Source organism: Xylanibacter caecicola (assembly GCF_013166515.1).
Lineage (GTDB): Bacteria > Bacteroidota > Bacteroidia > Bacteroidales > Bacteroidaceae > Prevotella > Prevotella caecicola.
The window spans coordinates 48,212-60,293 of sequence record NZ_JABKKJ010000007.1; the positions used below are offsets into that span (position 1 = coordinate 48,212).

Annotated in this window: 9 protein-coding genes; all 9 read right to left on the bottom strand. The window is 48.6% G+C overall.

Translation table 11 applies throughout. From position 1 onward, the window contains the following. Positions 1–9: 9 nt before the first annotated feature. Positions 10–1,650, bottom strand: coding sequence for a M23 family metallopeptidase (locus HPS54_RS06130; protein WP_338142809.1), 1,641 nt, complete (start codon positions 1,648–1,650; stop codon positions 10–12). Positions 1,651–1,670: 20 nt separating this feature from the next. After that, positions 1,671–2,519, bottom strand: coding sequence for a carboxylating nicotinate-nucleotide diphosphorylase (gene nadC / locus HPS54_RS06135; protein ID WP_172344585.1), 849 nt, complete (start codon positions 2,517–2,519; stop codon positions 1,671–1,673). A gap of 125 nt (positions 2,520–2,644) precedes the next feature. Further along, positions 2,645–3,130 carry a hypothetical protein gene (locus HPS54_RS06140; protein ID WP_253951950.1) on the bottom strand — a complete coding sequence of 162 codons (486 nt, stop codon included), beginning with the start codon at positions 3,128–3,130 and terminating at the stop codon, positions 2,645–2,647. A gap of 39 nt (positions 3,131–3,169) precedes the next feature. After that, a complete protein-coding gene (locus tag HPS54_RS06145; protein ID WP_172344586.1) occupies positions 3,170–4,600 on the bottom strand; it encodes a carbon starvation CstA family protein in 1,431 nt (476 codons plus the stop codon). A gap of 273 nt (positions 4,601–4,873) precedes the next feature. Continuing rightward, positions 4,874–7,417 (bottom strand): ATP-dependent Clp protease ATP-binding subunit, encoded by a 2,544-nt coding sequence (locus HPS54_RS06150; RefSeq protein ID WP_172344587.1) that lies wholly within the window; start codon positions 7,415–7,417, stop codon positions 4,874–4,876. 351 nt (positions 7,418–7,768) lie between these two features. Continuing rightward, positions 7,769–9,082: a DUF58 domain-containing protein gene (locus tag HPS54_RS06155; RefSeq protein WP_172344588.1), complete on the bottom strand. Its 1,314-nt coding sequence runs from the start codon at positions 9,080–9,082 to the stop codon at positions 7,769–7,771. A gap of 33 nt (positions 9,083–9,115) precedes the next feature. Continuing rightward, positions 9,116–10,078, bottom strand: coding sequence for an AAA family ATPase (locus HPS54_RS06160; protein ID WP_172344589.1), 963 nt, complete (start codon positions 10,076–10,078; stop codon positions 9,116–9,118). 4 nt (positions 10,079–10,082) lie between these two features. Further along, complete coding sequence (locus HPS54_RS06165; RefSeq protein WP_172344590.1) at positions 10,083–11,435, bottom strand: DUF4350 domain-containing protein; 1,353 nt, start codon at positions 11,433–11,435, stop codon at positions 10,083–10,085. Then, positions 11,432–12,067 carry a DUF4129 domain-containing protein gene (locus HPS54_RS06170; protein WP_172344591.1) on the bottom strand — a complete coding sequence of 212 codons (636 nt, stop codon included), beginning with the start codon at positions 12,065–12,067 and terminating at the stop codon, positions 11,432–11,434. The genes HPS54_RS06165 and HPS54_RS06170 overlap by 4 nt, the downstream gene beginning before the upstream one ends. Between the last annotated feature and the right edge of the window lie 15 nt (positions 12,068–12,082).

The following is a 12,082-nucleotide window of genomic DNA, read 5'->3' on the forward strand; positions in this document are numbered from 1 at the left end:
GTTTATTCTTTAATATTTAAAATTTGTATTATAAGCAGCGCTGTTGCCGCAATTGTCCGTCACAACGAGTTTCAGGCGATGTTCACCGCCGGTCTTTTTAACAGGAACATCACTCAGACGACACTGTATCACGTTGCTTTTTTCAAGCTTTTCAAACAGCACAAAACCGCCGTCCACATAACCTTTGAACGACTTTATTCCGCTTCCGGTGTCGTATATAGAGAAACGGAGCAACGAACCTGATACGGTTCCGGGACTTATTACAGGCGGAGTGTCGTCATACTCAACAGTATACGACGCTCCCAACTCACGCATTTTGCCCGTAACCCATCCGTTTTCGTAAACACACTTCTTGAAACCGACAGAACCGTAACTGCCGGATATGTAAAGCTTTGACGGTTCTTTAACGGCGCGGTTGAGATTTATACTTATCTCAGCCCATCCGAAAAGTGGATAAGAAGAACCGAAAAAGGTGTATGAATCCGAAACTTTGCCGGGACGGGATGTGCGCTTCGGAACAAGCTCTATGTCATCTGCCAGCATGTCTTGCAGCAAAATCAGGCGTGCGCCATCAATGCGCAGGATATTCACCTTATCATATTTCATGATGTACGGAGACGCGGATTTGCGCCTTGCCTGTATCGGCTGTTTCTTTCCATGCACACTGAACGTATATTGCCTTGTATTGCCGAAGATGTCGGATATTGTATATACAAGACGGTAAACACGCTCTTCATTAAAATCCACATACCCCCTGTTTCCGTCAGTATGTATTACTGGAAGCATGTTTCCAGGCTCCGCAAACGACTTCATGAACCACACTCCCGTACGACAGAAGTGCTTATAATCGCCCCAAGAGTTTACATAGCGGTTAAGTCTTACGGGTATACGATCTACATCACTGCTGAAAACCACCTTGCCGTCCACCGTAAGTGTCGTCCGCCTTATACCCAGTCTGCCAAAGCTGTCCTCCATGTAATCATTCGCCCAGATGCCAAATCCCACCTTTCCCCACGCTGTAAATTCGCGTGTAAGGTTTGCCGACGAGAAGCCGTATGTCTGCTTATGCGACGCTCCCATAAACACTCCCTCGCCCTCAAGCGGATATGCCATGAACGAATGGGCTATGGGAGGCGTCGTGTCCTTTACGTATTGCTTTAGCACATCCAGCGGATCGAGCATGTCGCCCGTCCGCGTGTCATGAAGTTCAAGATGCAGATGGGGAGCCGTACTGGCACCCGTATTTCCGCTAACGGCAATAAACTGCCCCTGCGATACAGGGAAGTCGGTAGGTTTCAACCGCACATCGGCAATGTAGTTTTCGTTCTTATACTGCCATTTTCTTACCATTGCAGACAGCTGAGGAACAAATTTGTCAAGATGACAGTAAACACTTGTGTATCCTCCTAGATGCGTTACATACACGGCATTACCGAAACCGGACAAACCAACGGTTATCCTGCTCACATATCCGTCTGCAATAGAAAACACCGGTTTGCCCACGGCATTGCCCGTACGGACATCTATTCCGCCGTGGAAATGGTTGGGACGGGGTTCCCCGTAGTTGCCGGCAAGGCTCAGAGGATAATTCACCGGCGAGCCGAAACTCAATGCCGATGCCATGACTATGGCAGATAAAATACTCAACACGATGTCACATCATTTTATGTTCAGCATGCCTTAAAGCTCATGTCAAGCCCCTTTACGGAATGGGTCAGTGCCCCTACGGATACAAAATCCACGCCGCATTCGGCATAGTCGCGTATCGTATCGAACGTTATACCGCCGCTCGACTCAGTCTCATACCTGCCGGCGATAACCTCAACCGCCTTCTTTGTCTCTTCTACAGTAAAGTTGTCCAGCATGATACGGTCAATGCCGCCACGGTCAAGAACCTGCTTCAACTCGTCCATGTTACGCACTTCAATCTCAATCTTAAGGTCAAGCCCTTTCTCGTTGAGGTAATCATGACAGCGGTTTATGGCATTTGCGATGCCTCCTGCAAAGTCCACATGGTTGTCTTTAAGCAAAATCATGTCGAAAAGCCCTATCCTATGGTTCATTCCGCCACCTATCTTAACAGCCTGCTTTTCAAGCATGCGCATTCCGGGAGTGGTCTTGCGCGTGTCGAGGACATGCGTTCCAGTTCCTTCCAACTTCTTTACATACTTGTTTGTCATGGTGGCAATACCGCTCATACGCTGCATTATATTGAGCATAAGCCTTTCCGTCTGCAAGAGCGAACGTACCTTACCTGTCACAATCATCGCCACATCACCTTTCTTCACGGCTGCTCCGTCGTTGATAAGCACCTCCACAACCATTGTCGGGTCAAAACGGTTGAATACCTTTTTGGCTACTTCCACACCTGCCAATACACCGTCCTCCTTTATGAGGAGCTGCGATTTTCCCATGGCATCGTCGGGTATGCAGCAAAGAGTTGTATGGTCTCCGTCTCCAATATCTTCTTTGAAAGACAAGTCTATCAGCAAGTTTTCAAGTTCGTTTACTGTAAGCATTGTTATTGTTTTATTTTATATTAAAGTCTATATGTGAAATATCGTCTGCCGACACGCTGAAAGAGCCGCACTGCCATATAGCTATGGCAGCCGACCCTTTGCATCTGTCAGACAGCATATATGTATTAAAGATATATGCCGAAGCCTACGCGCAGACCTATCTTTGAATAATCCGAATGGTTCTTGAACGACTGATCGTAATATATGGCAGGCTCTATTGTAACCGTCTTGCTTACAAAGAAAGCATATCCAACTTCTATTCCGGGCATAACATCGTTATAGTTATGATTGGCATGCAGAAGTTTTGCATTAACACCAAGGTATAACCCGTTCTGTATAATATAATAACGACCGCCTACGCCAACCGAGATATAGTCAGCCACATCGTCGTTTCCATTATGCTGATAAGCAGCCTGTGCCGTAAGCATAAGGTTGTCGGCAAACAGATAACCTGCCTTTGCCTCTATTCCAAGGTTAAGGTCCTCGACACCGCTATAGCTCAAATCAAGTCCTGTAAGAGATGCTCCCACATACTTCTTGCCCTGCTCAAACTGGGCAAATCCCGACAATGTCATTGTCAAGGCAACAAACAGCATTACTAATTTCTTCATAATTACAAATTTAATATTAAAGTGAATAAAATTCAAACATCATTTACGCACACGCCTGTACCACGCTACAAACCATGCGACAGCCACCACAAGCACGCTTCCGCCTACACCATAGCCAACCGTAACAGACATATTAAAGGCATTTCCGGACACAACAATGAACGTAGAACATACAACCGTCATGAACAGAGCAGGCAGCAGTGTTATGATATAGGGTTTACGGCTGCGTACCAGATAAACGGTTATCGCCCACAACGTGAACACTGCAAGTGTCTGGTTTGCCCAACCGAAATAGCTCCACACCACATTGAAACCGTCCTTATCGGCAATGTTGAAACAGAGCATCACCATGGTTACAGCAAACAGAGGTATACATATATATATACGGTTTCTTATGGTCCGCTGCTCCATGTTCAGAAATTCGGCAATTATAAGACGTGCACTTCTCAGGGCAGTGTCACCGCTCGTTATCGGAGCCGCAACGACACCGAGCAACGCAAGTATCCCTCCAACAGTCCCAAGCCAGCCCCCGGATACGGCGACAACAACCTCCGGAGCCTGTAACGCATCGGAAACTCCGAGTTCACCTGCCGCTCCGCCATAGAAAAAGTAAGAGGATATCGTTGCCCACACCAGCGCAACCAGCCCCTCGGTTATCATCGTTCCATAGAACAACGGGCGCCCGTCTTTCTCGTTTTTGATACATCTTGCCATGAGAGGGCTTTGCGTTGCATGAAATCCGCTGATAGCTCCACATGCTATGGTTATGAAAAGACAGGGAAAGATAGTGCCCTGCGACGGACTCATATTGGCAAGTCCATCGGTCAGTTCAGGCAGCTCGGGCCACTTGGAAAACAGCACTATCATAAGTGCAACAGCCATAAAAAGCATAGAAACGGCAAAGAGCGGATATATCTTTCCTATAATTTTGTCTATCGGCAACATGGTTGCAATGATATAATAGACAAATATAATAAGACACCATACATACACCCACGTAACCGAGTTGCCAGTGAGATTGCCCAGTATAAGCGCAGGACTGTAAACGAAGACAGCCCCCACCATAATAAGAAGGAATACCGAAAAGACAAGCATCACTTTCTTTGTGTTCTGTCCGAGATAGTGTCCTATGACCTCGGGAAGCCCCGCCCCACCGTGTCTCATGGACAACATTCCGCTGAAATAGTCGTGAACCGCCCCGGCAAAGATGCATCCTATTACAATCCACAGATACGCCGAGGGACCGAATTTGGCACCCATTATGGCACCGAAGATTGGTCCTGTGCCGGCTATATTAAGGAACTGTATCATGAAAACCTTCCAACGCGGAAGCACAATATAGTCCACACCGTCAGCCTTACCAACGGCAGGAGTGACACGGTTGTCAGGTCCGAACACTTTTTCCACGACCCTGCCGTATACAAAATATCCGGCTATCAATGCGATAAGGCTTATTATAAAAGAAATCATATTTCTGCTTACTGTATATTATAATATGCAAAAATACGTATTTAATTTGACATATAAAAATAAGTGGATGTCAGAAATTGATTATTATCATACGATACATTATTCCGGAGATGACTTTTTCATGCCCTGAAAGGACATGTTACCGGTTTAGATAAGTAGATGGTTAAAATTAAACGTATATATATTAATCGGTAGATAACAAAAAACATGGGCGGAACAGTGAACCGTAACTCTCATCGGTTCATGTTCCGCCCAACCTATCAACACATTATATCACACGGCTGACAATTCAACGACAAGTTCATCCTTGTCCGTTTTCTTGTCAATACTTATAGTATCGCCCTGTTTTATGTCACCGTTCAGCATGATATCGCATACACTGTCTTCGACATAGTTCTGTATTGCCCTTTTCAACGGACGTGCACCATACTGCCTGTCGTAGCCTTTCTCTGCCAGAAAATCTTTCGCCTTGTCCGTGATTGTTATGCCATATCCCATTTCGGAGATACGTCCGAACAGTTCGGACAGTTCTATGCCGATAATCTTCTTTATTGCCTCCTGTCCCAACTGGTCGAACGTTATTATCTCGTCCAGACGGTTCAGGAACTCGGGACTGAACTGTTTGTTGAGGCTTTTCTGTATTATCGAGCGTGCATACTCATTGTGCATGTCATCGCCGGAAAGGGCGGAAGATGCCGTTCCGAAGCCTATTCCGTGCCCGAAGTCCTTCAACTGTCGTGTGCCGACATTGCTTGTCATGATGACAACTGTGTTACGGAAGTCGACCAATCTGCCATATCCGTCGGTGAGACGTCCCTCGTCAAGCACCTGCAACAGCATGTTGAACACATTGCCATGGGCTTTCTCTATCTCATCGAGCAGCACGACGGAATAAGGATGACGGCGCACTTTCTCCGTAAGTTGTCCGCCTTCCTCATAGCCCACATATCCGGGAGGAGCGCCGACAAGGCGCGATGTGTTGAAGCTCTCGCTGTATTCGCTCATGTCAACACGTATGATGGCATCCGGCGAACCGAACATAAACTCTGCCAGTTTCTTTGCCAGATATGTCTTTCCGGTACCGGTAGGACCGAGAAACATGAACGCTCCGATAGGGCGGTTGGGATTACGCAGTCCCAGACGGCTGCGCTGTATTGCCTTTACTATCTTTTCTATGGCACCGTCCTGCCCTATCACCGCACCGCGAAGCTCGTCTCCCATGCCCTTGAAACGTATGCCTTCCGTCTCTTCCATCTGCCGGGCAGGAACGCCGGTCATACGTGACACGACATCCGCCACATCGTCCGCACCTATGCTTTCACGCACGTCATTGTCGCCATTGGCATAGTCTTCCTTCAGCTTTTCAAGCTCCGCCTCCAGCTCGCACTGCTTGTCACGATAGCTTGCCGCAAGCTCGAAGTTCTGATTGTGTACGGCCGCCTGCTTCTGTTCTTTTACATAAGCAATCTCTTTTTCCTTTTCCCTTATCTCCGGTGGTACCTGTACATGTTTGAGATGCACATGCGCACCGGTCTCGTCCATGGCATCTATCGCCTTGTCAGGGAAGAACCTGTCAGTGACAAAACGGTCTGTCAATTTGACACATGCCGCCAACGCCTCCTCCGTATATGTCACATGATGATGACTTTCGTAGCGGTCTTTTATGTTATGAAGTATCGTGAGGGTCTCTTCTTTCGTTGTCGGCTCCACGATAACCTTCTGGAAACGCCGCTCAAGGGCGCCGTCCTTTTCAATAGACTTGCGATACTCGTCAAGCGTTGTGGCACCGATACACTGTATCACACCGCGTGCAAGCGCCGGTTTCATTATGTTTGCGGCATCCATGGAGCCCGGTGTGGAACCTGCACCTATAAGAGTGTGTATCTCGTCGATGAAGACTATGACATTGGGATTTTTCTCTATTTCCTGTATCAACGCCCTTACACGCTCTTCAAACTGCCCCCTGTATTTCGTGCCTGCCACAATGGCTGTCATGTCAAGGCTTATGACACGCTTGCCGAAAAGTATGGGCGATGTACGGTTTTGGGCTATGAGCTGTGCCAGTCCCTCGACAATGGCGCTCTTTCCCACACCCGGTTCGCCAATGAGAACGGGATTGTTCTTCTTTCTGCGGCACAGTATCTCCGTGACACGGAGCATCTCTTTATCACGCCCCACGATAGGGTCGAGCTTGCCTTCGGCAGCAGCCTTGGTAAGGTCTGTGCCGAACTTGTCGAGCACCGGGGTGCTTCCCTGTTTGCCCTGCGGACGCGTTGCCGTAGACTGCCGTTGTGTATTACGGCTGCCGCCTGCCGACTCAAAGCCTCCGTTGTCATCGTCTTCCTCATCGGGAATGTCAAGCCCGTCCTGTATGTGGCTTGCCTTTTGCTGGAAAAAAGCCAGCGTATCGTCGTAGTTCATATTATTCATTTCCAATATTTCTTTTGCCCCGTTGCTCGTAGAGTCATGCAATATGGCGAGCAGCAGGTGGCTCTCGTCCACCATCTGCCGCGACTGTACACGTGCCTCAAGCACCGACATCTTCAATATGCGGCTCGCCTTGTCGTTCAGCACAAGCTCGTGTGTGTTGAACGGACGCTCCGCCTCATCCTCGCGCACCCTTGTCTCAAGCTCGCCCTTTATTGTCCTGAAGTCTATGTCAAGCTGCAACAAAAGGTCATGAACCGGTCCTCCCTTGTCGCGCAAGATGCCCAACAGAAGATGCTCCGGACCGACGGACTTGCTTGCAAGCCGCGCCGCCTCTTCCCTGCTGAAGGCAAGTATCTGCGATACTTTAGGTGAAAATTGACTTGTCATTGTATATCGTTTCCTTTCTTTTCTTGATGTAACATGCCGATACGGAATGAGTGCCGCACCGTTAACGGATATATTCCGCCTTATACATTGTAAACAAAATACGTGCCAACATATACACGGAATTGCAAAAGATGACATTCCGGTTTCCAAAAGACGGCATTTCGCACTCCAAAAGGTGGCATTTAAGCCCCTAAAAGGGCATCTTTAAGAGTGCTAAAGCATAGCTTTTTGATCCGTAAGTTTTACGGTTAAAAATACAACGGTTTGTTATTCAGAATTTGGACATATATAAAAAATCGCAAGCGGATCACACCTGTTTGCTTACGATTTTCGGACAAGAAAGACACGGATTTACCAAACCGCATGTCTTGATTTCATCTCAAGATATTTGTTTATTATATCCACCGACAGGTTTTCGGGCGTTGTAAGCAGGCTCAATATGCCGTTCTGCCTCAGCAAAGAGACAATGAGGCGTTGCTCACCGGCAAACTTTTCGGCAATGACATGACGGTAATACTCTTCGGTATCCGAGGGTTTTGAGGAGATATAGTCCTTCAAATCCCTGTCTTCGAAGAACACTACGAGAAGGCGATGACGGCTGTTGAGCTGTCTGAGATAAGGCAACCGCCGTTCCATGGATGTCTTTCCGCTGAAATTTGTGTAAAGGATAAGCAGCGAACGCTTGCTGACGTTCATGTTGATGTTTGCAACAAGCGCCGAATAGTCGGTTTCTCCAAAGGTTGTCTCCTGGTTATAGAGGCTGTCAAGTATCTTCTGCATCTGTCCCGAGCGCGCCGAGGCGGGAAGGCAGGTGTCGAACTTGTCGTTGAAAGTAATCAGTCCCGCCTTGTCCTGCTTGCGTATCGCCACATAAGAGAGGACAAGCGACGCGTTTATGGCATAGTCGAGAAGCGTCATTCCACGAAAGGCATGCTGCATTACACGCCCCTTGTCTATCACGGAAAACACCTGTTGCGAACGTTCATCCTGATAGACGTTTACCATAAGGTGGCTGCGGCGTGCCGTGGCACGCCAGTTTATCGTGCGGTAGTCATCGCCCTCGACATAGTCGCGTATCTGTTCGAACTCGGTATTGTGCCCCGCACGGCGTATCTTCTTCACACCCATGTCGCTGAGACGGTTGCTTATGGCAAGCAGCTCATAGCGGTGAAGCATGAGAAACGACGGATATACCTTGACATCTTCGGGCTTGCCGCATGTGAACCGACGCCGGACGCACCCGACAGACGTAGATGCAAAGACGCGTATATGCCCGAAGCCGTAGACGCCGCGCCGCGTAGGGCGCAGCATATACGACACGGTCTTGCCCTCGCGCGCCTTCAACGTAAAGCGGAAATCTATGTCGCGCCGCTGGAAAACAAAAGGTATCTCATCGGTAATGCTCAGTTTTATTCCGAACGGATACGTGCTTTCCACACGCAGACTCACCTCATTGTCATCGCCGTTGGAAAACCTTGCGGAACAGCTGCGCCACGCATCTATGCCCTTTCGGCTCCACAGCATGGCGGTCTCCACGGCAACGGCTATGCAGAAAAGCACAAGAAGCCACTTGCCGACGGCATAAAGCGGCGGCAGGAAATATCCTCCGGCAATTATCAGTATTATGACAGCGGATATGAGATAGAACCTTTGCGTGAGATACATCTTATATTATAATGTTATAAAGCCTCGTATACGTTATTTGGGAACCTCAACCTTGTCCATCAGCCTTTGCACGACCTTCACCGGAGAGTATCCTTCCATCTCCGCCTCTGCCGTAAGTAAAAGGCGGTGGCTTAATATCGGCGGCGCAACAGTCTTTATGTCTTCGGGCGTAACGAAGTCGCGTCCCTGAAGAAGGGCGTATGCCTTCGATGCGCGGAGCATTGAGACGGATGCGCGCGGCGACGCTCCGAGGAATACGGCACGCGACGTACGCGTCTGCCGTACAATCTGTACGATATATTGCAGCAATGACTTGTCTACAACAACATTGCCCACCATGGCACGGAACTGCAACAGTTCGCTGCGTGAGATAACAGGCTCGATGCCGTCAAGACGCACCAACGAGGCATTGGCATGGTGGCGTTCGAGGATTGCCGTTTCATCCTCTTCCGACGGATATCCCATGTCTATCTTCATAAGAAAGCGGTCGAGCTGTGCCTCGGGCAGCTTGTATGTGCCCTCCTGCTCTACGGGATTTTGCGTGGCGATTATCGTATAGACATCATCCATGCGGCGGGTCACGCCGTCTATCGTCACCTGTCGCTCTTCCATAACCTCGAACAACGCCGCCTGTGTCTTTGCCGGAGCACGGTTAATCTCGTCGACAAGAACCATGTCTGCAAACACCGGACCTTTGTGAAAGTCAAACTCTGATGTCTTGACGTTGAACACCGTTGTGCCGAGAACATCGCTCGGCATGAGGTCCGGAGTGAACTGGACACGCGAGAAACGCAGGTCTACCAGCCGCGACACAAGCCGTGCGAGCAGCGTCTTCGCCACACCGGGCACGCCTTCGATAAGCACATGACCGTCGGCAAGTATACATGTAAGCACCAAATCCACGGCAGACTCCTGTCCTACGACAATCTGCGATATGCGGTCTTTCAACAGCTGCACCTTCTCACTGAAAGCTGTAAGGTCTGTTCTCTGTTCCATATCTCTACATTATTTTGTTTATTATCATGTTCATGTTGTCTATGTATATCTTCACACCATACTCGGTGACGTTGCTCTCACGGTCTGCCACCTTGCGCAGATCGGATATGATGCTCTCCACTTCTTCGCGTCGAAGCCCCGTATGTGCGGATATGACGGAGAACGAACGGCTGTCTGCGCCCCGGTCTGTTATGTCTACCATAAGCAGACGGCGCAGTTCTTCGGCAAAGAAAGCAAACTTCTTGCGCACAATATCCGAGTGGTCTTTATTGTGATAATAAAGTGTTCCGATAAGTTTCACAAACTCGAGCGAACGGTTTTGCGGCTGTTCGATAACGGGGATTACGCGCTGGCGACGGCGTGCGGTAAATATAAGGAACAACATTATTACAAGCAGAGACAGATACAGAGCCGTGCGCAATGGCGGCTGTCCGAGAAAGAAGCGCAAAGGCGATGCTTCCGCCTCTTCCACATCGGGTGTCTTCATGCAGGATGTTGTGCGCACCACGGGCTTGTCGCCGATATGAGACATAAGACGGAATATGTATTCTGACGTTATGCTATCGAGTATGCCGTAGTTTGTAAACAACAAGGGCGTTGAAACAAGCATAACACTGCCCTTACCCACCTTTGTTCTTATTGCAACGGGCAACCTACTGATAGGTTTTGTTGCGGGTGTTTCATCGGACAATGTGTCTGCCACGACATGTTCCACCACAACACCGTCTTCTCCAACAGTAGTTTCCGTAACATAATCCATGTCGCAGGATTCGAGAAATGCAAGAACTTCCGCATCACATATGCTGTCCGACATCATCAGTTTTCCTCTCATCATCGAATATACGGGATACATATTGGCTTTATATACAGCGTCATCCTTATGCCAATATATCGTGTCATGGGCACGGGACATGTTGTTCTTTATCGCCTTCTTCAACGACGTTATACTGAAATAGTCATAACAGAAACATGCACCGAAGTTCTTCATCAACAGACTGTCGGACGTGTGGTTGTAGCTTTTGCGTCCTCCTGCAATCAGAACATTGCCGCCACGCTCCGCTATATGCCTTATGGCACCGACATCAATCTTGGATATGTTGACATCGTTGGTTATGATAAGTAGATTGACATTGTTGCTGTCATGGCTTATCTGATAAGGTGTCTTGTCCGTAACGACATATCCCGCCGGAACGGAACGCGACATGATGCTGTCGAAAACATAGCATCCGAAGGGGTTCTTGTCTTTATGCGAGAACGTGGGAGCCCATGAATAGCGTTGCGGCAGATTGATCTGCAACACGAACATCAATACAAGAAGGACTGAAATGCCTATGATGAAACTGCGGCTTATCTTCATTGCGCACCTCCTTCCGACGCATTGACGCATGTATTAATGACGGTATGTCGCAGCCGCTGCATCTCATGTGCAAGCTCTTCCGTTGCGATAAAGTTGCCGTAGCGCACGCGCAGGAAGTGATTGGAGAACGTTCTGAATTCGGGTGTACCGACTTCAGCGATATATTGTGACGGTGTCTTATACGGCTGCCAGTCTATACTACCGGCATCCGAAAGGTCTTTGAGGGCATAAAGATATGTAAGTCGCACCGCCTCACGATAGTCACACCGCTCCATGGCAAGGGCTATCTTTGCAGGGAAATCTATTCCGTATATAGTGTCTTCCGTAACTTCATACTCCTGAACCGTCTTTCCGCCCGTACCAAACAGCACGGGTTTCTTATAGTAAATGAAAGCAAGGACGGCTATGATGAACGCGATACCGATAGCACACCAGATGAATGTATGGTTATCGGTATAGAAACGACTGCCGAATATCCATGAAAAGATATTGTCTATCTGCATATATATCCATTCGCGCAGACTGAAATCCGACTGCACCATTTCGCGTGCATAGTCGTAATCTTCATCGGCACGCCATGCCTCAAGCACTGCTGTGTCTATTCTCAGCGTATCGGATACATTATTCAGCATGTCTGTTTCCGGTCT

Excerpts from the sequence above, each read along its gene's own strand:
- nadC (WP_172344585.1), bottom strand. The coding sequence starts at position 2,519 with ATGCTTACAGTAAACGAACTTGAAAACTTGCTGATAGACTTGTCTTTC.
- HPS54_RS06165 (WP_172344590.1), bottom strand. The coding sequence starts at position 11,435 with ATGAAGATAAGCCGCAGTTTCATCATAGGCATTTCAGTCCTTCTTGTA.
- HPS54_RS06160 (WP_172344589.1), bottom strand. The coding sequence starts at position 10,078 with ATGGAACAGAGAACAGACCTTACAGCTTTCAGTGAGAAGGTGCAGCTG.
- HPS54_RS06140 (WP_253951950.1), bottom strand. The coding sequence starts at position 3,130 with ATGAAGAAATTAGTAATGCTGTTTGTTGCCTTGACAATGACATTGTCG.
- HPS54_RS06145 (WP_172344586.1), bottom strand. The coding sequence starts at position 4,600 with ATGATTTCTTTTATAATAAGCCTTATCGCATTGATAGCCGGATATTTT.
- HPS54_RS06150 (WP_172344587.1), bottom strand. The coding sequence starts at position 7,417 with ATGACAAGTCAATTTTCACCTAAAGTATCGCAGATACTTGCCTTCAGC.
- HPS54_RS06170 (WP_172344591.1), bottom strand. The coding sequence starts at position 12,067 with ATGCTGAATAATGTATCCGATACGCTGAGAATAGACACAGCAGTGCTT.
- HPS54_RS06155 (WP_172344588.1), bottom strand. The coding sequence starts at position 9,082 with ATGTATCTCACGCAAAGGTTCTATCTCATATCCGCTGTCATAATACTG.